Below are 23,147 nucleotides of genomic sequence, written 5' to 3' on the forward strand. Positions count from 1 at the left end.
TTCAGAGATACGCTATGACCCATCCCGCTTTTGAATTGCTGCGCAGCCAGACTATCGATGCCCTGAAAATTCGCGTTGAAGAATACCGCCACAAAAATACCGGAGCGCAACATATTCATTTGGTCGCTGATAACGATGAAAACGTATTTCTGGTGGCATTGCGTACGGTGCCTCACGATTCCACTGGCGTCGCCCATATTCTGGAACACACTGCACTGTGCGGCAGCAAGAAATACCCGGTGCGTGATCCGTTCTTTATGATGGTACGCCGCTCACTGAATACCTTTATGAATGCCTTCACCAGCTCCGACTGGACCGCTTATCCCTTTGCCAGCCAGAACCGCAAGGATTTTAATAATTTGCTGGATGTGTATCTGGATGCAGTTTTTTTCTCGCGCCTGGACGAACTGGATTTTGCACAGGAAGGCCATCGCGTTGAATTTGCTGAACCGGAAAATCCTGAATCGGACCTGGTATTTAAAGGCGTCGTATTTAATGAAATGAAAGGCGCTATGAGTTCTGTGCCATCGCAGCTCTGGCATACACTCTGTAAATATCTTTACCCGACTTCCACCTATCACTACAACAGTGGTGGCGAACCCGAAGATATTCCCGATTTAACCTATCAACAACTGAAAGATTTTTACCGCACGCATTATCACCCCAGCAATGCAATTTTTATGACGTATGGCGATATTCCTGCAGCCGTGCACCAGGAAAAATTTGAAAACCAGGCGCTGCGCCATTTTGAAAAGCTGGATGAAATTATTGCAGTTGATGATGAAAAACGTTATCACGCGCCGGTAAATGTAGAAGAAGCCTACCCTGTCGATGAAAATGATGCAGATAATCTCGAGCAAAAAAATCACGTCGTGATTTCCTGGTTACTGGGTAAGACTACCAATCTGGATGAATCACTTGAGGCACAACTGCTGTCCAATATTTTATTGGACAATAGCGCATCGCCGCTGCAACAAGCCCTGGAAACAACCGAGCTCGGACAAGCGCCGTCACCATTATGTGGACTGGATGATTCATCGCGCGAGATGGCATTTGTGTGTGGACTTGAAGGTTGCACATTGGACAATGTTAATAATGTCGAAGCATTAATTCTGGATACCTTGACTCAGGTTGCAGAACAGGGTGTACCGCAAGAGCAGATTGCGGCGTCGCTGCACCAATTGGAATTGTCGCAACGCGAAGTCGGGGGCGATGGTTATCCTTATGGTTTGCAATTAATTTTAACGGGGCTCACATCGGCAACCCATCGCGGGGATCCAATCGCATTATTGGATGTGGATGCGGCACTGGATAATTTGCGTCGCAAAACGCAAGACCCACAATTTATCCAGAATGCTGTACGCAAATGGTTATTGGAAAACCCTCATCGTGTGCGCCTGACATTACGCCCGGATTTACAAATGGGTGATCGCATTAAAGCGGCTGAAAAAAATCGCCTCGCACAATTGAAAGCGCAATTGAGTGAAAATGAAAAGCAACACATCATTGCACAAACCAAAGCGTTGCAAGCGCGCCAGTTACACCAGGATGATGAAAGCATCCTGCCCAAAGTGGGATTGGAAGATATTCCTGCAAATTTGCATTACACCGCGGGTAGCCATGAAAGCGTTAACAATTATCCATTGCGCCGTTATGCCGCAGGCACCAATGGTTTGTTGTACCAACAAATTACGTGCAAGCTGCCAGCACTGAATGACGCACAATTAAAAGTATTGCCGTTTTATTGTATTTGTTTAACTGAATTGGGAAATGGCGAAAAAGATTATCTCGCCACCCAACGCTGGCAAGCAGAAACAGTAGGATCAATCAGTGCATTTAGTAGCATTCGCGGTGCAGGTGACGATGTACAAAATATCGATGCTTATATCACCCTTTCCGCCAAAGCACTGAGCCGCAATAGCGCGGCGTTAAATGAATTAATGCAATCGACTTTATTGCAGCCACGCTTTGACGAGCTGGATCGCATTCGCGAATTGATTGCACAGAATCGTGCGCGCCGCGAACAAAGTATTACCGGCCATGGCCATAGCCTTGCTATGACCGCTGCGTGTGCCGGTATGAGCCCGGCAGCGAAAGTATCGCACCAACTCAGTGGCCTTGAAGGTATTGCCGCATTAAAAGCGCTGGACACCGCATTGGATAATGAAAAATCCCTTGCCGAATTTGCACAAACCCTGGCATCAATTCACCAGCTGATTTTGCAAGCGCCCAAACAATTTTTAATTGTAGGCGAGCAAGAACACCTGGACACCTACCGCGACCATTTACAACAACGCTGGTCCGGTGAAAGCGCAACTGAATCGTTTGCAGAATTTGAATTGCCCGAAATCAGCGAACAAGTTCGCGAAGCCTGGATCACCAATACCCAAGTCAATTTTTGCGCAAAAGCGTACCCCACTGTGCCAAGTGAACACCCGGATGCTGCAGCATTAACAGTACTGGGCGGGTTCCTGCGCAACGGTTATTTGCACCGCGCAGTGCGTGAGCAAGGTGGCGCCTATGGCGGGGGAGCAAGTCAGGACAGCAATACCGCATCATTTCGTTTTTATTCATACCGCGATCCACGTTTAACTGAAACGCTGGATGACTTTGACCAATCGTTAGTATGGTTACAGGAAACCACACATCAATGGCAAGCCGTGGAAGAAGCAATTCTCGGGGTAATTGGCAGTATTGATAAACCCGGCTCACCGGCCGGTGAAGCAAAATCTACCTACCAGGCAGAACTGTTTGGTCGCACCCGTGAAAAACGCGAATTGTTCCGCAATCGCGTACTGCAAGTGACCGCCGACGATCTCAAACGTGTTGCGCGCACTTATCTCACTGCGGAAAAGGCGAGCATTGCGGTAGTCACACACGCGGGACAAAAAGCAAACCTGGAGTCACTCGGTTTGCAATTGAAAACCTGTTAATCCGCCTTCATGAGTTCAGGGACGAACTCTGCAGTGGCCGGGATTGCAATGTTTTGTGCCAGGCTGCGTAGTTTTCCCCATTAAAGTCATCTAGTATTCATCCACAAGGAATCGCGAAAATAACAACATACAACCCTACGAAGATGACCAAGATCCCACTGGAATACAGCGCTGCATCCCACCCGGGTTTGGTGCGCGACAATAATGAAGACTGCTTTCTCAGTCAGCCAGAGCACGGGTTATGGTTGGTCGCCGATGGTATGGGCGGTCATGAAGCCGGTGAAGTGGCAAGCGCCATTGTGCGCGATACCATTGAAAAAGAGACCAACAATAACCCAGCCCTTTCCCTCATAGAAACTATCCAGCACGCTCACACCAGTATTCTCTCCTCCGCGGCCAAAGGCATAGGCGCACCGGGAATGGGCTCTACGGTGGTAGCATTGCGTAGCGATTCCACCAAATACCAGATTGCCTGGGTAGGTGACAGCCGCGCGTATTTATGGACTCCTACACGCGACGGCGGCCGGCTGGAGCAATTGAGCGTGGATCACTCCTACGTGCAGATGCTCGTAGACACTGGCGTTATCAGCGCCGACGATGCCGAATTCCATCCAGAAAAAAATATCATTACCCAATGCCTGGGAATGCAAGAATTGAATCAGGTAAAAGTCGATTCACTGGAAGGCCAATGGCAAATCGACCAATGGATTTTGTTATGCAGTGATGGCTTAACCGATGAAGTCAGTGACAAAACCATCGCACAGATATTGTGCGAATCCAATGATTGCCTTGCCGCCGTGGACCAGCTACTTCATGCTGCACTCACTGGCGGCGGACGCGATAATATTACCCTGCAGATTATTGAGTCGCCTTTGCATCAAAACACTGTGCGTAAAGGCGTGTGGCAATGGATACCCTACTTAACGGGTAAAATTAAAATAGATGCCTGGATTTTTGGCGGCGCACTTTTATCGTTATTAGGCCTGCTGGTTTATGTAGTAAGTGCCTGAAATGCGACTCGTTTATTTAACATCAGAAACAGAATTTTGAAATAGTTTGCTATGGCGCTACAAATTCCCGGCTACCGGGTGATACGGAAAATTAACCAGGGTGGCATGTCCACTGTATACCTCGCGATCCAGATCAGCGTGGGGCGTGTTGTTGCATTGAAAGTCATGAATCCGCAACTCAATAGCGACCCGGCATTTAGTGAACGATTCCAGCGCGAAGCTACCATTGTCGGTCAGTTATCACATCCCAATATTGTGGCGATTTACGACATTGGTCGCCACGAAGATTTAAATTACATCGCCATGGATTACTTACCCAATGGTTCTGTGCACGATCGCATGAGCACAGGCCTCAGTGGTGAAGAAGTATTGCGCGTTACCCGTGAAATCGCCAGTGCACTAGATCACGCCCATGAAAAAGGTTACATCCACCGCGATATAAAACCCGAAAATATTTTATTTCGTTCCGATAATTCAGCTGTACTTACCGATTTCGGTGTTGCGCGCGGCCTGGCAACAAATTCGCGCATGACACATGTGGGAACGGTTGTCGGAACGCCCCATTACATGAGCCCGGAGCAAACGAAAGGCAACGTAGTCGATGGCCGTTCGGATCTTTATAGCCTCGGTGTGGTCTTTTACGAAATGTTGACCGGCACTTTGCCATTCCAGGGCGATGAAGCCGTGACCATTGCGCTCAAACATATCAGCGCCCCCATTCCCAAATTGCCCATGCAATATTTGGGTTACCAAAAAATTCTGGATAAATTATTAGCAAAAGATCCCGAGCAACGCTTCCAGCGCGGACGCGATTTAATCGCCGCGCTGGAAGATTTTGAAAAAATCCAGCGCCCTGCCACCACAACTGCAACACATCCAGCGGATTTAACCGTAGTTAATCTTACCCGTGCATTAGTATCAGCAACATTAAATGCCGTGCGTTGGCGTTGGAATAAATTTCGTTCGTTGCGCTGGAGTCCCGGCCGCGGATTTTATTTACGCCCGGCGACCAAAATTACTGAAATATTTTTCAATGAACAGCATGCAGCCACGCAAATCAGCCGTGAAGAATTTATCACGTCAATACATTCTGCTTACAATAGTAAAAATCGTCCGATTACGTTTGTATTAACGTTATTGGTATTTTTACCGTTGCTGTGGTGTGGCATGAGTATTTTTTATGCAAAGGGAAAATCGCTTAGCGAAAATCCGTCCAGCATTGGCAAATTAATGCTCACCACTGCAACCTGGTTTATGGATGTTCCAGATAACGAGCCCGCAACAGCATCCACACATGTTTCGAGTGATACCAATTCACAATCGACCAGCAGCGTTAATGCTATTGCCATTACAAGCCAGGTCAGCCCGGCAACAGAGGCAACAAGCGCCCCCAACCCTGGAGAAAACAACACTCAATTAGCGCCCATAGATCAGGCAGCCTATGCGCAAGCCAATAGCAGCACCCCGGTGCAAACCTTCGCATTAAAAGTAGTGAGTACACCCACCAACGCACGCGTGCGCATATTAAATATCCCCGAGCGCTATGAAGCGAATATGCAACTGCCTGCCGGGCGTTATCACATTGAAGTCAGTTTACAAGGTTATGAAACACAAAAGCGCTGGGTGGAAATTATCGATCAAAATTTACAACCGGAATTTTCACTGAACGTTGCAATTCAACCCGGCGAAGAAATCAGCAGCGAGGTGATTGCCTCTATTAAAACCGACGGCCCGGAAATGATCAGTATTCCCACAGGCAATTTTTTAATGGGCAATAAAGATGATGTCATCGCTATGCCGGTACACAAAGTTGTGATTAGCAAACGTTTTGCAATCAGCAAATACGAAATTACGTTCAATGATTACGATATGTTTGCACAAGCAACAAAACGCCCGTTACCTAATGATAATCGCTGGGGCCGTGGCAATCGCCCGGTTATTAACGTCAGCTTCGAGGATGCGCGTGCCTATGTGCAATGGTTAAGTCAAACCACCGGCAAAAAGTACCGGCTGCCCACTGAATCGGAATGGGAATATGTTGCGCGCGCTGAAACCAATACCTTATTTTGGTGGAGCAATGACTTGCGCGATGCTGCGGGCCGCGCTAATTGTCGCCGTGGCTGCAACAGTAAATTTTCCGGATTATTCGGCGCAAAAACAGCGCCTGTTGGTACTTACCCTGCGAACGGTTTTGGTGTCTATGACACGGCGGGCAATGTTGCCGAATGGGTAGAAGATTGTTTTGCAGACAATTACAACTTGCACCCTAAAAATGGCCAGGCCATGGTGATAAAAAATTGCGAAGCGCATGTAGTGCGCGGTGGCTCCGCCAAAGATAATGCCGAACGCCTGGCCAGCCACATTCGCGACTATCACCGCAATGAAATTTTTGACAATCACCTGGGCTTCCGGGTGGTGATGGAATTGTAATAGACCATGGAACAATTCAGCGCTGTAGCAACTGTATTGACGCAATGGTCAATCGGGTTTTCGATGTTCGCTATAGTACTGTTATGGATGGTCTACTGGTGGGTATTCAAACCCTTCGATAACACCTGGTTATCCAGAATTGCCTGCGCCGTTATGCTGGTTACCTTGGCGGGATTACAGGTTTATCACTGGCAAGCGTTGAACTCCACCGATCCATTGTTTGAAGCACGCGGTTATCTCGCATTTCTTTTTATTGCAGCCCCTTCGTTTTATTTATTCAGCCGTGAACTATTGCAATTTAACAGCCGCAATCATCCTTTACTCATCCTGCACTTCCTCCCATTGGCTGTTAGCCCATTGTTAGCTGGTGTTATCGCCATCCCTCTCGCGTTTTGCATCGGAACCGGTTATGCACTTTGGTTATGCCTTGCCTTGTTTCGCTTGCGCGACCAACGTAAATATTTCCAATTGGAGCTTCTTACATTTTCCGTATTCGCGCTAATTGCATTGATTATTTTACTGAGCGGACTACTAGCGCCCTGGCTGGGTGAAGGAGTGTACATCCATACTTACGCGAATCTGATTTCGCTGGCACTTTTCGCCGTGCTCTACTTGCAGCTACGCTTTCCCGACATTAACCAAAAAACCTGCGATGCGGTTGCCGCAACCTATGCCGCATCTACATTGAAAAATACGGACTGCGTCGCCCTGGTGGAGCGATTGAACAACCTGTTGCTCAATGAAAAGATTTATCGGGATGAAAACCTGAGTCTCGCTGGCCTTGCGGAACTGTTGGAATTAAGCAGCCACCAAACATCGGAATTGATCAACACCCACTTCAACCTTGGATTTTCGCGTTTGATTCGACAGTACCGGATTAATGAGGCCAGGCAACAACTCGTTGATGAACCAAGGTCTTCAGTACTTTCAATTGGCCTGGCAGTGGGTTTCAGCTCCCAATCCAACTTTTATACTGCCTTTCGCGAACTCACCGGCGAAACACCCGGGCAATTTCGTAAACGCATGGGCGTTTCGGAAACCTGAACCCGCATAATCTCCGCTAAATCACCTGATGTTGCCTTGCACATTCCGGAATTATCATTTTGGATATTTTTAACTAACTGTTTTTATTAGATTTTATTTTAGGCTGCCACTTTTTGCTCCTAAACGATAAAACCGGAAGTTAATCCGTCGCGTCATGCGCAAAATCCCTGTTGTGCCCTGCAATAGCAGCGCAATTAATCAAACAACAGGAGTTTTCCATGCTCAACCTTATTACCTACATTGCTTATTTGGTTATCAGTTTACTGATTACGTTTCGAGTGGGGGCGTTACTCAGCCAAAACGGGGCTGTCTTTCTAACCAACCAGACCCACGGCAATGAGCGCCTGGCGCTCGCTATTAATAATCTGTTATTGATTGGTTATTACCTCATCAACATCGGCTACATATTGCTGGTGTTAAACCTCAATGATTTCACCCTTTATGAAAATACCCCGGGGATGGACAACCAGCTCTACTTCCTTACACGCAATTTAGGGTTGGTCACCCTCATGCTCGGTGCAATGCATATGTTGCTGCTTTATGTACTTGCCAACTGGCATCCGGCAAAAAGCGATCAGGAATAAGGGGCGAACCATGATGAAGTTACTCACAACCCGCTTTTTACACCTGCCGTTGGGCATGCTTGTCGTTGGCTTGGTCACGCCACCGGCAGTGACGCTACTAGCGACGGAAGCAGAACCGTTTATGGTCAGCTTGCCTTACTGGATGTCATGTTGGATTTACCTGGGACTCTCGCTAATGGCAATTCGCCTCACTTGTTTACGATTAATTGAATCCTCTGTACCTACCCGCAATTGCACCGCGGAACAGACTGGGGTTCAGGCCCATGTGCGCACAGCTGAACTCCTTATTATGGGAGTAGCGCTATATTCGCTGAATTGGGGAGTTGCACCTACCGTTATCGAAGAGGCTGTACTCTTCATCAGTATGCGCCTGGGAATCACCTTGTTATTGCTAGGGGGCGTAGTGATGATGTTCACCCATATTAAAATGCGCGATCTGCAAGGAGCCAAAAAATGAATTCCATATGGATAAAGCGCATTGCACTCCTATTGATAGCGCTACTGTTATTCTCTGTGTTAGGGCAATTAGCAGGTCAGCGATCCTTTCGCGAACGAAAACGCGATTGCGAGGAAGAAAGGCTCAGTAGCGGCAAAATACTCCCTCATTGCAGCCGCTTTTATTAAATCATTTGTTTACTAAATCAATCCTTACGTTTCACTACGGCGACAAACATAGTATCCGCATCCAGTTCCGGCGCACCCAAAATGCGCTGGTACTGCAGTTCAAACTGCGGATGTTGTTGTAAAAACCAATTCACTTGTTGTTCATTTTCACTCACCTGCCAGCTACAAGTTGCATACACCAGACTTCCCCCTTTACGCACTGCCGGTGCTGCGTTTAATAAAATTTTGCGCTGCAAGTGAATTAATTCTTGCGTATCAGCTTCATCAAAACGCCAACGCGCATCCGGGTTCCTGCGCCAGGTTCCAGATGAACTACAGGGCGCATCGATCAATACCCAATCGAAACCTTGTTGTTGCGCTATTTCCTTCGGTAAACGCAACGGCGCTTCACCGTTCCAGCTAAAAGTGCGCACATTAAAAGCACCGGCACGTTTTACGCGCCGCTTTAATTCTTCCAATTTGTATTCGTGCAAATCGGTCGCGATAAGTGCACCCTTGTTATTCATGCGCGCCGCGATCGCCAGGGTTTTTCCACCAGCACCGGCACAGGTATCCCACACTTTCTGGCCGGGTTTAACATCTATTGCTTGCGCAATTAATTGGCTGGCCAAATCCTGGATTTCAATCAACCCGGATTTATATTCATCAGTCGAATTAACACCCGCCCCACCCCGCACATAAATACCCTGCTGCGCATCCAGGGTTGCATTGACACCTTGTGCTGATAAGTGTGCACAGATCCCGGCCAATGATTCATTTTTTTGTACACGCAGCCACAATGGTGGTGTGGTGGTTTGCTGCTGCAAAAATAAATGCGTATGTTCATCACTCCACTGGCTGACATTTTTTCTTTCCGCAATCAATGCGACCCATTGCGGGCGCAAACCAATCCATAGGAAGTGCGTATGGGTTTGGGAAAAATAATTATCGTCTAGTAAATTTTTCAAAAAATCCCGGCGTTCTTGCGCATCGCGTAATTGCGCCTGATTTTGCCTGGGCTGATCACCGCCCAAACGCAATTGAATCCAATACCAAAACGCGGTGGGCGATAACGCGTTTACATCGCGCACCTGCCAATGCTCGTCCCACTCCAGCCAATCAATATCCGGACGATCATTAGTGCGGCAAAACGCCTGATAAAAAAACTCCAATGCACACGCCAATTGCTGAAAACGCAATGCGTTATTCATCGCCTGCGAAAGATCAGCCTGGTCCGATAATGACAACTGGGCATAAGGTTTGCTTTTTTTTGTAGTGGTTGCTTGCGTCACTACCGGTGAACTCGCCAATTCGCGCAGGTTATGTCGCAACCATTTATCCAACGGCACAGTACCTGCAACAGGCAACCAGTTGCGCCACAAACGGATCAGGCGCGAATCATCATAAATAGCAAGGGATTGATCAGGAAGGTTTTCGACGGATATCGGCATATTGGGCACTGCATAAAAGAGAAAAATTCACAGGCCTTATTCCTCAGGAGCGGGCCCACGACGAACGTCATTTTAACAGCGAGGCGCCGGTTTACCCAGCCATCATTAATCAAAACACAAGTTTTGCTTATGCAGGTAATGTTTTGTTTATCCGTTTGCAGCCAGAAACATCACGTATTAAAACCTTTTTAGAACGTTATTTGAGAGGTAAAAAATATGCAGGGATTATCCCGTCGCCAGTTGCTAAAACAACTCGCGTTACTCGGCCTTGCAACTAACGCTGCCCCGCTGTTCGCCAGTAGCGCGGCCAAACGCATTGGGGTCGCGCTGGTTGGACTTGGTTATTACAGCCGCGATATATTAGCACCTGCATTACAACTTACACGCCACTGCCAACTCACCGGGATAGTGACAGGCTCCCCTGAAAAAATTCCGTACTGGCAAAAAACCTACGGCATCCTCGATTACAACATTTATAACTATAAAAATATGCATGAGATCGCCAACAACCCGGCAATCGATGTTATTTACGTGGTAACACCAACCGGAACGCACAAACAATTTACCGAGATAGCGGCGAATGCAGGCAAGCATGTCTGGTGCGAAAAACCCATGGCAATGAATGCACGGGAATGCCAGGCGATGATTGATGTGTGTAAAAAAAATAAAGTTCAGCTCACCATTGGCTATCGCATGCAACACGAAGCCAATACCCGAAAAATTATGCAATTTGCGCGCGAAAAACCCTACGGTAATATCCGCGAGATTATTGCCGAAGCGGGCTATAACAATAGCGGTGACAGTCACGGCTGGCGAGCCGATCCCAAGCTCGGTGGCGGTGCCATGTATGATATGGGTGTCTATCCATTAAATGCAGCGCGTTATACGGCAGGCGAGGAACCCATTGCAGTCACTGCAACAATGGAATCAACGCGAGAATTGTATAAAAATGTAGATGAAACGACTGAATTCGAATTGGAATTCCCCAGTGGCGCGCGCGCAAAATGTGCAACCAGTTATGCAAAGAATATGAATTCCCTGCGCGCAAACTGTGAAAAAGGCTGGTATGAATTAACACCATTCCAATCCTATTCCGGTGTTCGCGGACGCACGAGCAAAGGAATACAATTAGCAGCATCACCACTAAACCAACAAGCAGTACAAATGGATAATGATGCTCTTTCCATTTTACAAAACTCGCCGATTATTGTTCCCGGTGAAGAAGGAATGAAAGATATTGTTATTCTGGAAGCGATTTTTAAAGCAGCAAAAAATAATAATCGCGTAATAATTTAATTAAATCTAAAAATATCGGGCACAATCAGTGCCCAATATTTTTATACTGTATTGCTGGTATTATTAAGGAGCTAAACCAACCCTCACCCCGGTGGCAGCACGCCCTGCTGCATCTGCACGCCCATCGCCATTGAGATCACCGTACTGCAATGAGCTGTTATATTTAACATCAGCCCAACCATTTTGATCACTAAATTCCGCGCTCCACAAACGTGCTTCAGTAAATCTCGATCCATTCGACAACGCAGCCCAAACACCTTCATGGCCGCGACCAATGACATCCGCCATACCGTCACCATTCAAATCAGCGAAGTGAATGGATTTGTAATACTGTGGTTGAGTCCAATCATAACCACCGTAGTCGGTCGTCCACCATTGGGCATACACATTATTAAATTCACTACCTGCAATCGCTGTGTTTAGTGCAACCATAATTCCCCATCTGCCATGGCCCACCGCATCCGGCCAACCATCACCATTTACATCAGCATACTGTATGGTAGTGGCGCGGTCAGCAGTTCCCCAATTCCAGCCATCATCCGTGCTATCAAAAAAGTTTTGTGTGAACGCCAACTTTTTCTTTTGGAAGCCAGTGCCAGTACTGTAAGCAATCCAGAGACCTTGTGAAGAGCGCGCCATGATATCGGCTTTGCCGTCTTTGTTGATATCCACCAAACGAATTGTTGCATACCAGTTTTCATCATTACCCCACTTACCATTGCCATCAGCGTCTGCGAAATCGGCAATACCATTGTTGTAAGAGGATAATTGATAACTCATATTCACAACATTATTGAAACCATTGCCATTGTTAATGGCAACCATAATGCCATTGGGGCCCTTGCCAACAATATCGATTTTCCCATCGCCATTCACATCGCCATATTGGATCGAAGCACTGTATTTCGTGTTATTCCAACCCGTTGCATCGGTAAAGTTGCTGCTGTATAAAACTTGTTTCTGCGCAAAACCCGTTTGGTTGCCCGGCAGGCTATACGCCACATAAATACCGTTGGATTTGCGTATTAATGCATCGAGCTTTCCATCATTATTAATATCAGCCAAACGAAAGGTATTGTAATAACTGGCGTTACCGCTAATACCATCTGCATCAGCATAATCACTATTGGCAGTAGCGAGTTGAAGTGGAGAAAACTCCAGAACGGGTCCAGCGAATACAAAACCATGTTGCTTGAGGATAGGAACAAGATGTTGCATTGCCTGTAAAATATAGTCACTACCAGGGCTCAACTCATTACCGTCATGGAACTGTAGAATCCCGCCTTTATTATTTTTTTGGACGGTAATCAAATTCACCAAATCATTCATCGCTTGTTGTGGGCTTATCCCATCCCTGGCATATGCCCAATCAACCGAATCATAATTGGTTTCGATATCACGATATTGGCGAGTAATTCCAGGTACTGAATTATAAGCAGAGATTCCTTCGGCATTGTGCGGCGCACGAATGAAATACCAGCGATTGTGAATATAAGGATCAATGATATTTTGCAAAGCATTAATGCCACTCAGCACATTGAGATAATTAGGGCTATCAACACCTTCGTAATAATGGCTATAAGTATGATTTCCCACACGCTGGCGATTATTAACCAGACTCACCAATGACGAAGAATAATGCTGTACCCCCACAAGGCGATTAGTTTGATGGCCAATCACAAAAAAGGTCCCTGCTATTTTTTGTGCGTTAAGGTATTGGTACAGCTGTTGTGAATATACGTCAGGGCCATCATCAAATGTTAACGAAACCACCTGATCCGGAAAATTATAATCATCTTCAAATTGTGACGCCCAAAATGCAGTTTGGGCCATCGCCGCAGAAGTAAAAGTGAATGCAAGAATTCCTGCCGTCATCGCTTTTTTGAAAAATACTTTTTTCATGTTTTCTCCTTTAAAAATGCCATTTAATATTAATGAAGACCTTGAAAACCAGGATCATCTGGCAGTTATACATCAAGCTCTTCACAGGCAAACTTACAGGAAAGAACGAATTGTTTGTTATGTTTTAGATGACACTTTCACGTTATGTGAACCAAGCCTATGGAAAACATCTGAATTGAAATAACCGGTGTGTGTAAATAAACACAGTGCGTAAAAAATCAAAGCGCAATTCTTTCTTGCAGCCACATTAATATTGGATAAGCCGCAAGCCAACTCCAGAAAAAACGATTTAAACCAAACAAGATAGCATTAGCGAGATGAAAACAGGCAGCAAAGCTCAACGCGATTATCAAGGCAGTCTTATTTAACAATGCAAGAGGAAATAATAATTCACCGAGAATAACCACCCAGGATGCAATAAATAATTTCCGGGGCTTCCCGGCAAGAGCACGCAAAGATTCACTCACGGGATAGGCAGTAAATGCAAATACCTCGCCCAATGCTTTTCCCGAGCGCCACTCGGGATTAACAACTTTCACCCACCCTGCCTGAAAGTACGAAATGGTCAATTGCAATGCTAAATACCCTAACGCAATTTCCTGCCACCAACGTGATGGTGCAATGTGATAAAGCCACAAGCACATTAAAACCAATATGCTCATGGTATCGCTTCCCCCATTGTAGGGACCGCGAAAACGTTTGATTAAAACAATCGACGTAATGAGTAAAAGGCTTTCCACCCAGACAGAATAGATACCCATCATTAAAAACACAGCCAGGAGCGCACGCACCAATGCGATTTTTTTCTCCAGCCCAAAACCGCGTAGAAATTCCAGGCTCTGTTGAAATAACGCCAACCCCAGAAAAATTTCGGCAACACGAACTGCCAACTCCAATGTCATTAATTCGCTCCTTGTCGAATTAATGGATACAGTGACGATGTCATAAATACTTCATCGATCACTTGCCCCATCACATTTGCCGCTAGTGTCTCTGTGTAGATAACTTTGATTCTGAAAGCCATAAACCGCGCACCATCGGGAATACTAACCTGGCCGGTATGAATTGCATTCAGCAGTCGCCTGGCAATTTCCTCTACATAAAAATCATCGTTGTTGTCAAAGTTGTTCTCAAATAAACGTTCGGCACAAGTATTTATAAATAACCGCTCATTCCACTTCGGGTTATGCCAAAGCCGCACCAGGTTCTGCGCAAAAGTTAGCCGTGGGGGAATTGGCCAGAATGGTGTCCACTCAACAGGAACGCCGGCTTCCTCAGCAACAAACCCCAACTCAATTCCTGGAGAGGGGCCGATGCTGCTGAAGAAACGCCAGGATGGAAAAAGTATCGGGAATAAAAGTTTAATCATAATTATTATTGTGATCGTAAGTATTACCAGTGTGGTTATAAAATCGCTCACCGAAGCGAACTATCAATACTTATTTATTGTTGCAACATCGCCAATCGCTACATCATCGCCTGCTTTTTCAACTTATCAATCTCATCCCGCAATTTCGCAGCCACTTCAAATTCCAGATCTTTCGCAGCCTGGAACATTTGTTTTTCATACAGTTCGATAGTTTTCCAAATATCTTTGGGATTAACATCCACTTTATATTTAGCTTGCCTTTCAGCGATAGCCATGGCTTTGTTACGCGCACCGCGACCACCGGCACCGGGAACGACTGAGCCTTCGAGGATATCGGTAATATTCTTATTAATGCCTTGAGGAGTAATACCGTGCTTCAGGTTATGATCAATTTGTTTTTGGCGACGACGATCTGTTTCATCGATAGCGCGCTGCATGGAACCGGTAATTCTATCGGCATAGAGAATCGCCTTACCATTGACGTTACGCGCAGCGCGGCCAATAGTCTGGATAAGTGAACGATCCGAACGCAGGAAACCTTCTTTGTCTGCATCCAGAATGGCCACTAGCGAAACCTCCGGCATATCCAGGCCTTCACGCAGCAGGTTGATGCCTACCAATACATCAAATTGTCCGAGGCGCAAATCGCGAATAATTTCCACGCGCTCTACCGTATCAATATCCGAATGCAAATAACGCACGCGTACACCGTGCTCGCTCAAGTATTCAGTAAGGTCTTCCGCCATACGTTTGGTGAGCGTGGTAATTAACACGCGCTCATTTTGCTCCACACGCAAACGAATTTCTGAAAGTACATCATCCACTTGTGTAGTTGCAGGGCGAATTTCGATGATCGGATCAATCAAACCCGTGGGGCGCACCACCTGCTCTACGACTTGCCCTTGATTTTCGGCTTCGTATTTACCGGGCGTCGCAGAAACCATAATCATTTGCGGAGCTATTCGCTCCCACTCATCGAAACGCATGGGACGGTTATCCAACGCGGAAGGCAAACGGAAACCGTACTCCACCAGCGTTTCCTTACGCGATCTATCGCCTTTATACATTGCACCAATTTGCGGAATAGTTACGTGGCTTTCGTCGATAACCAATAGCGCATTTTGCGGCAAGTAATCAAATAATGTCGGTGGCGGCTCGCCGGGATTACGGCCGGATAAAAAGCGCGAGTAGTTTTCAATTCCATTGCAGTAACCCAACTCCTGCATCATTTCCAAATCGTAACGGGTGCGTTGTTCCAAACGCTGCGCTTCCACCAACTTATTATTTTCACGTAAATATTCCAAGCGAATACGCAATTCTTCCTTAATATTTTCAATCGCCTCCAATACCGTTTCACGCGGTGTTACATAGTGGGTTTTCGGATAAATGGTATAGCGTGCAACCTTGTGCAGCACTTCGCCAGTCAGCGGATCAAATACTGAAATTTGCTCTACTTCATCATCGAACAATTCCACCCGCACCGCTTCCATATCGGAATCGGCAGGGTAAATATCAATCACTTCACCGCGCACACGATAGGTTGCGCGTGCAAAATCCATATCGTTGCGTGTGTATTGCAATTCAGCAAGGCGACGCAGAATCTGGCGCTGATCAATTTTGTCGCCGCGAACAATGTGCAACAACATCTTCATGTAAGACTCTGGATCACCCAAACCATAAATTGCAGACACGGTGGCGACGACAATGGCATCGCTACGCTCCATCAATGACTTGGTGGCCGACAAACGCATTTGCTCGATGTGTTCGTTTACCGAAGAATCTTTTTCAATAAAAGTATCTGACGAGGGTACATAAGCTTCAGGTTGGTAGTAGTCGTAATAAGAAACGAAATATTCCACCGAATTATTAGGGAAGAACTCTTTGAATTCACCATAGAGTTGCGCCGCCAGGGTCTTGTTATGCGCCATGATCAATGTCGGCCGCTGTATTTTTGCAATCACATTGGCCACGGTGAATGTCTTTCCCGATCCGGTAACACCTAATAAAGTTTGGTGTTTGAGGCCAGCCTCAATTCCTTGTACCAAACCTTCAATTGCGGTGGGTTGATCACCAGCGGGGGCAAATTGACTATTTACGACAAATTGTTTGGACATAATTTCTCGATGATGACAGTAAAGAGAGACAACGATAGTAAAACAGAATTGTAACTAAAATCCGGCCTTCGGTGACGAAACGCAGGATGTTCCACTGGTTTGACAACCGGACTATGAAACTATTCATAATTAATAACGGACACTCATAATTAATAGCGTACAGTCATAATTAATAGCGCACAGCCTAATCCCTGCAAGTGACATCAGATGTCAGTAGCCCGAGGTAGATTTATGACTGAATTTTGCATCGAACACGACAGTATGGGCGAGGTGCAGGTATCTAAAACCGCATTTATGGGGCCCAGACCCAACGGGCGCTGATAATTTGGCACCAGTCTCCTAACCCTGCCGCGCCCCTGCGTTTTATCCGATTGTAGAATTTACCCACTCACGACATAAATAAAAATACCGGTACAAAACCGGTATTTTTATTTATGCCATTCCCTGAAGATCACATCAAATTTATTTCTCAAACTCAACATCCGCCAAGCGCAATTCGGATGCCGATTTCCCCTCTACTTTTACACGAATATAAATATCAGTAATGTCATTTACCGGTTTGGATAAGGGAACACTGACACGCGTATAACCCCATAAGGTATCTGATTTTACGGTGGCAGAGCCCAACAATTCACCCGTTGGATTTGCGCGATAAATTTCTATTTTCCATGGCGCGATTTCTTGTAAAAAATAAGCGCCTAGCTTCAATGAGCTGATATCGGTTAAATCGTAATGACCCAGACTAAATCCAGCCCAGTTTTCACTGGCAGTAAATTTCAATACATCGTTTTCTTTATATTTATCCTGGCTTACGCCTTTTCCAAGAGAAGCCGGACTTACCGCAGTGGCGAGTTCCAAGCGAGCGGGGATTAATTTAAATTCCTTTTCCACGTTAATTGGAGCAATGGAGTTTGCACCTTTATCCATGTAATTCACCGCAAACACATAAGCCTCACCAGTGGCTTTATAAGGTTCATTTGCGACAGCGGTGTTCCCGGATTTATTTTTTAATTCCACAGCGCCCGACAAAGGTAAAGACGTCGGTTTTTTCACTTCCGCCAACGACAAGACATAGGTAGCCAAGGCAATACGTTCCGATTCACTTAGGCCGGTGAACCCCGGCATATTCATTTCTCCCCAAACGCCATTACCACCGTTGCCAATTTTATTGACGAGGTAGCCAAGTGCCTTATTATCTTTCTGGTATTTTTTTGCCACATCGCGAAATGCCGGCCCTACCATCTTTTCTTCAATTTTATGGCAAGCAAGGCAATTATTGGCATCAACCAATGATTTCCCCTGATCAATCAAACTAACGCTTTGATGCCCCAATGTTTTTTCAGTAGTTGGTGCCAGATAGGAAAACCGGATAAAGACATTATTATTTTCGACTGCTGAAATAATGCCATCCTCTTTATCATGAATAGCAAATTCGTAGGCATATTGACGAGTATCGGGCCAATAAAAACTTTTATTAGCAGCAGTTTTCAATTGAATAGTGGGTGGTTCATTGCCGATAACCAGCGACTGTGTGACGGAAGTTGTTGCACCGTGATTATCAGTAACAGTCAAAACCAATTGATAATTTCCGGCTTGCGGGATAACCGGGCTAACATCCTGCTCATTCCCGAGTTTAATGTCAGGGCAATTATTGCTTGCACATTGCAATTTCCAATCGTATTGAATCTTGTCGCCATCCAAATCCAAAGAGTGTTTTGCGGATGCATGAATTTGCGCAGGAATGCCCGCTTGTTCTTTATCAACGTGAATATTTGCTACTGGAGGGCGATTACCCGCTCCCACATATTCAATACGCGATAAACGCGCATCCGGGTTGCCGGTAAACCAGGACATTCCGTATTCAAGGACATACAAGGTTCCATCGGGCGCAAAACGCGAATCGATGGGTAACGCATAATTAATTTGCGGTGCAAATGGTTCAATTTTTTGGACGCGCCCCTGTTCATCAAAACTAACAGCTTTCACCCAGGCGCGCATGAAATCCACAATAAATAATTTATTGTTGTAATACGCGGGGTAACGATTTACTGATTCCGGATAATCCTCTGCATGGTAAACATCAGCGACAATCGCGGTGCGGCCACCCGCCCCCATTTCAGGAAACTCTTCAGAAATACCGTAAGGATATGCAATAAATGCAGGCTGTGCCGGAGGTAAGTTCTTTGTGCCGGTATTGTTGGGTGAATTATTGATTGGCGCCGCAGGGTCCACCCAATCACCCGATTTTTTATTCACGTAATCAAAATAGTTATAGGGACGATTTTTACCAATCACTAACGGCCAACCAAAATTTCCCGCCGCAGTAACGCGGTTAATTTCATCGTAACCCATAGGGCCTTTTTGATCAGAATCCTTGCTCGCATCAGGACCTACATCACCGTAAAACAGGCTACCCGATTTTTTGTCGAATGTAAGGCTGTAGGGGTTGCGCGCGCCCATCACATAAATTTCAGGGCGGCCGGTGGCGGGATCTGTAAACAAATTGCCGGCGGGAATTTCATAACCAGTATCGGCTTTTGGTTTAATGCGCAATACCTTCCCACGCAAATCCATGGTATTACCGGCACCACGCAATCCATCATTCTTTTTCATACCAGAGCGAAAATCAACAGGCGCATAGCCATCCTGGTCATGGGGATTGGTGTTATCGCCGGTTGAAAAAAATAATTCGCCATTGTTGCCAAATTGCAAATCACCACCGGTATGGCAGCAATTATTATCTATAGGATATTCCAATAAAATGTGTTCTGTACTTTCATCTACTTTCTGGTTGTTCCATTTAAAACGTGCAAGGCGCTGGCTTAATTGTTTCTTGCCATCAACATTTTTTGTGACTGTAAACGCTGCATAAATCCAGGGATTATTCGCAAAATCAGGAGCGACAGCGACACCGACAAGCCCCAGTTCTAAAAATTTGTCATAACCTACGGTTAATGTACCCGCATCACTCAATTGGCCAGTTTTGTACTCCACACGCTGGAAACGGCCGGGACGCAATGCAATCAACGCATCGCCGTTGGGAAAGAAAGCGAGCTTGACCGGTTCATCCAGCTTTTCTACCAATGTTTTCTTAACAAATCGATTATCTTCCGGGCGCACTTTACTGTAATCAAGTCGCGGCTGAAAACCGGGGCGATGATTTACACCAACAACATAACTAATACCACCGGCCAGATGCTGCAAAAATTGCGCGTTGGAAAAAGTCTCATTGGTGTGGCCAAGGCCGGTGTAAAACGCACGCCCACCATCATATTCGTGATACCAGGAAATGGGATGGTCATGATTATGCTCGCCACCCTGGTAAGTATTTTCGTCTACCTTTGCCAATACATGAATGAACTCGTACATATCGCGATAGTTATACCATTCGTCTGCAAGCGAAAATGATTCCGGCAATTCTTTAGTTGCGGGATGGTTTTTATCGGCAATAGTCACTGTCGCAGTTTGGACATTACTGGGTTGGTTGGGATGATTTTTAAATACAGCGCCGACTAAATTGCGATACCAAAACCAATCTCCTTCCCATTCAGTATCGGTCGCCGCATGTATCCCCACAAAACCACCGCCAGCTTGAATAAAACGTTCCATCGCCAGTTGTTGGTTATCATCCAGGATATCGCCGGTAGTATTTAAAAAAATGACTGCGTTAAACTGGCGCAAATTGGCATCGTTGAATTGTGCAGAATCTTCCGTTGCTATTAATGTAAATTGTTTTTGGCTGGCGAGTTGCTGGAGTGCGGAAATACCGGCAGCAATGGATTCATGGCGAAAACCGGCTGTCTTGCTAAACACCAAAATACGCGCGCCGCTAATGTTATGTTGCGCCGTATCCGCAAGTGATGCATCAGTTTGCTGTTCTCCTGATTGCCGGGACACATTGTTATCGCATCCCGTTACGATTAATAGCAACGACACCAATGCCAGAAACACATAGTTTTTTTTCTTATGCGCAAATGACCGAAGGTTGTAATTAAAATGAGGTGTACCGAGGTGCATAATCGAACCCTTGTATTTAGCAATCTGATTTATAAAGTCTAGCAGCTCCGCTACTGTTATCATTGCGTAAGCTGACGTTAAAAAATAGGAAATCAGGCCACAATCATTATTCTTGAAATAAAAATGCCGCTGAGTTTATCAGCGGCATTCCATGCAGGCTTGCAGGTTTACCCTGCTAAACGCTTCTTTTCCGTACGTGTACTAATCTTTATCCAGCCAGCGCTGCAAACGCGCTTCCAGATCATCGTAACGAATCGGCTTGGCAATGTAATCATCCATGCCAGCCGCTCGATATTGCTCCTGATCACTTTCTGTTTGTGCCGCTGTTACCGCTACAATCGGCAGGTGGCGCATACTATGCGTATCGCGCTCCTGCTGACGGATTTTCTGGGTTGCACGCAAGCTATCGGCTTCTTTCATATCGTAATCCATTAACACCAAATCAAAACGCTCTTGCTCAACAATCTCCACAGCTTCCAAACCATCCTGGGCAATTTGCACATAACATCCCAATTTTTTCAGCATAGCACTTATCACCATCTGATCGACTCGATGATCTTCCACTAACAACACCCGTGGAATTGCCACTGCTGTAGAAGTTTCCTTCTCTGGCGTTTTGCGTTCATCATCCAGATCAAAATTCAATAGTTTTTGCACAGCAACATCGAATAACCGCTTGCGCATAATTGGCTTTTCAATAACGCAAACCTGCGGATAGCTGCGCAAATGGAATTTCATTTCCGGGCTATCACTTTGCAAAATACTCATCGCGATAATTTGTTTAACCGCAGCGATTTCCGGATGAGATACAATCTCGCGCGATAATGCCAGGCCATTCATATTATTGAGTTTGGTAAAAATTAATACCAAATCAAATGGTATCCCGGCACCGGCTTGTTCGGCCAGGCGAATTACTGCCTGTTCTTGTCCGGCAACGATTTGCGTACTCATTCCCCAGGCATTAAGTTCATCAGCCAACGCGTTGGCATTGCTATCAGGCAGATCTACCAATAACGCACGCTTTCCACGTAGCTTTTGTTCGGAACCGAAGCGGCGCTCATCATGCGATACAACCTGCAATGCCACATTAATGAAAATACGATTGCCACGATTTTTATTTTCGCGCAAATGAATGCTGCCCCCCATACATGCAGCGAGTCCTTTGCAAATTGCCAACCCTATGCCGTTATGATCACTTTCCTGTGCTTCAGGATCATTCTCGCCAGCAACGTTTTTCTCACTGTCGCTGATGATGACTTGCAACTCGCCAAAATCATCCTGCTCCTGATGAAAGCGCGCTTCAATAAAGACATGCTCGATGCGGCTGGCCTTTAATGTGTGGTTCAATAATGTTGCAAGGATTTGATTCAACCGCGCCACATCACCTTTCACACGCAGTGGCATATTGGGATCAAACATATAATAAAGTTCAATACCTTGCTGGTGTGCATCCAGTGTAAAATCCTGCACAAATTTTTCCAGCACACGACGCAGGTCAAACTCTACCTCTTCCAGCACCAGGGTTTTGGTTGTGATCTTGGAAAAGTCCACTACGTTATTTACCAGATCAATCTGGCGGCCGGCCGCCTTATTGGCTGTGGTTAACAGCTCGCGGTGATGTTCAGACAGCTGGCTGTCATCAATTAATGACAAGGTACTCATGACATCGCTAATCGACGAGCGAATTTCCTGGCCAAGGTTAACCAGAAATTCATTTTTTAATTCGATTTGCGCTTGCGATGTGCGCTTTTCATTTTCCAAACCTTGCGCACGCTCACGCAATGAATAGTGAGCTTCCAGGCGCTCCCAATACGCGAGTGACGTTACCTTGCCCTGATGCGATAGCATTATATAAAACACCAGCATAATGCATCCGTATAAAATGCCCTCCGCATCGCCTAATAACATCGCGGTAATTGCAGCGGGTATTTGACCAATCGCAAGATACAGCGTTAAAAAATGGCGATAAGGTGCGAACACGTTAGAGACGCTTGAATAAAACACCACCGAATAAAGCCACATCACCAGGGTTTCATCGCGCATTCCCTGTACCCAGGTCAGGGTTACCAGAATAACGCTCCACCACGCAGCGCCCAGGCAAGATGCAAAAAAATATTGGTTGCGCCACCGCGCTGGTGCGCGGGCATACAGCGCATCAAAACGGAATAAATAATAACTGCGTACCAGGGTCACCAGCAGTAAGCCGGTTACCAGGACAATAGCGGTGTTGTGTTCTTTTTTTTCAAACTCACCAAAAGTCAGGCAAAGGACGAAAACAAGAAAATTGAGAATCAAACCACGGCGACTGTATTTAGCAACACGTGCGTCGGTTTCACGCATAATCGCGCGATCTTTCTGGACTTTACTGCCGGGAACGAAAAAATGAAACATAGC

At 46.0% G+C, this 23,147-nt stretch carries 14 protein-coding genes; 7 read left to right on the top strand and 7 right to left on the bottom strand.

Annotation, left to right across the window (positions count from 1 at the left end; translation table 11 throughout):
* Window positions 1–14 precede the first annotated feature (14 nt).
* From A596_RS09955 to A596_RS09980, 6 genes are all read left to right on the top strand, one after another.
* Window positions 15–2,933, top strand: a complete 2,919-nt coding sequence (locus A596_RS09955) for an insulinase family protein (protein ID WP_039914081.1) — start codon at window positions 15–17, stop codon at window positions 2,931–2,933.
* 143 nt (window positions 2,934–3,076) lie between these two features.
* Complete coding sequence (locus A596_RS09960; protein WP_039914083.1) at window positions 3,077–3,943, top strand: PP2C family protein-serine/threonine phosphatase; 867 nt, start codon at window positions 3,077–3,079, stop codon at window positions 3,941–3,943.
* 105 nt (window positions 3,944–4,048) lie between these two features.
* Window positions 4,049–6,373: a bifunctional serine/threonine-protein kinase/formylglycine-generating enzyme family protein gene (locus tag A596_RS09965; protein ID WP_235425665.1), complete on the top strand. Its 2,325-nt coding sequence runs from the start codon at window positions 4,049–4,051 to the stop codon at window positions 6,371–6,373.
* Between the two features lie 6 nt (window positions 6,374–6,379).
* A complete protein-coding gene (locus A596_RS09970) occupies window positions 6,380–7,417 on the top strand; it encodes an AraC family transcriptional regulator (protein WP_039914086.1) in 1,038 nt (345 codons plus the stop codon).
* A gap of 218 nt (window positions 7,418–7,635) precedes the next feature.
* The gene (locus tag A596_RS09975) at window positions 7,636–8,001 is read left to right on the top strand and encodes a hypothetical protein (RefSeq protein ID WP_052417375.1); all 366 of its coding nucleotides are present in this window, start codon (window positions 7,636–7,638) and stop codon (window positions 7,999–8,001) included.
* Between the two features lie 10 nt (window positions 8,002–8,011).
* Window positions 8,012–8,458 carry a hypothetical protein gene (locus A596_RS09980; RefSeq protein ID WP_039914087.1) on the top strand — a complete coding sequence of 149 codons (447 nt, stop codon included), beginning with the start codon at window positions 8,012–8,014 and terminating at the stop codon, window positions 8,456–8,458.
* 184 nt (window positions 8,459–8,642) lie between these two features.
* Here the strand turns inward: A596_RS09980 and A596_RS22065 are convergent, their stop codons facing one another.
* Window positions 8,643–10,055, bottom strand: a complete 1,413-nt coding sequence (locus A596_RS22065) for an RsmB/NOP family class I SAM-dependent RNA methyltransferase (protein WP_052417420.1) — start codon at window positions 10,053–10,055, stop codon at window positions 8,643–8,645.
* A gap of 216 nt (window positions 10,056–10,271) precedes the next feature.
* On the opposite strand from A596_RS22065, the gene A596_RS09990 reads away from it, so the two are divergent.
* A complete protein-coding gene (locus A596_RS09990) occupies window positions 10,272–11,351 on the top strand; it encodes a Gfo/Idh/MocA family protein (protein WP_039914089.1) in 1,080 nt (359 codons plus the stop codon).
* 63 nt (window positions 11,352–11,414) lie between these two features.
* On the opposite strand, the gene A596_RS09995 is transcribed toward A596_RS09990, so the two are convergent.
* From A596_RS09995 to A596_RS10020, 6 genes are all read right to left on the bottom strand, one after another.
* Window positions 11,415–13,253 carry an FG-GAP-like repeat-containing protein gene (locus A596_RS09995; protein WP_039914090.1) on the bottom strand — a complete coding sequence of 613 codons (1,839 nt, stop codon included), beginning with the start codon at window positions 13,251–13,253 and terminating at the stop codon, window positions 11,415–11,417.
* Window positions 13,254–13,471: 218 nt separating this feature from the next.
* Entirely contained in the window at window positions 13,472–14,155 is a 684-nt protein-coding gene (locus A596_RS10000; RefSeq protein WP_039914092.1) for an HTTM domain-containing protein, read from the bottom strand.
* Complete coding sequence (locus A596_RS22070; protein WP_152600137.1) at window positions 14,155–14,622, bottom strand: hypothetical protein; 468 nt, start codon at window positions 14,620–14,622, stop codon at window positions 14,155–14,157. Before A596_RS22070 ends, A596_RS10000 begins: the two co-directional genes overlap by 1 nt.
* Window positions 14,623–14,720: 98 nt before the next feature.
* The gene (uvrB, locus tag A596_RS10010; RefSeq protein WP_039914093.1) at window positions 14,721–16,736 is read right to left on the bottom strand and encodes an excinuclease ABC subunit UvrB; all 2,016 of its coding nucleotides are present in this window, start codon (window positions 16,734–16,736) and stop codon (window positions 14,721–14,723) included.
* A gap of 462 nt (window positions 16,737–17,198) precedes the next feature.
* The gene (locus tag A596_RS10015; RefSeq protein ID WP_052417377.1) at window positions 17,199–20,753 is read right to left on the bottom strand and encodes a ThuA domain-containing protein; all 3,555 of its coding nucleotides are present in this window, start codon (window positions 20,751–20,753) and stop codon (window positions 17,199–17,201) included.
* 201 nt (window positions 20,754–20,954) lie between these two features.
* On the bottom strand, window positions 20,955–23,144 hold the full coding sequence (locus A596_RS10020; RefSeq protein ID WP_039914095.1) for a response regulator: 2,190 nt from the start codon (window positions 23,142–23,144) through the stop codon (window positions 20,955–20,957).
* Between the last annotated feature and the right edge of the window lie 3 nt (window positions 23,145–23,147).

Source organism: Cellvibrio mixtus subsp. mixtus J3-8, assembly GCF_000766945.1.
Lineage (GTDB): Bacteria > Pseudomonadota > Gammaproteobacteria > Pseudomonadales > Cellvibrionaceae > Cellvibrio > Cellvibrio mixtus_A.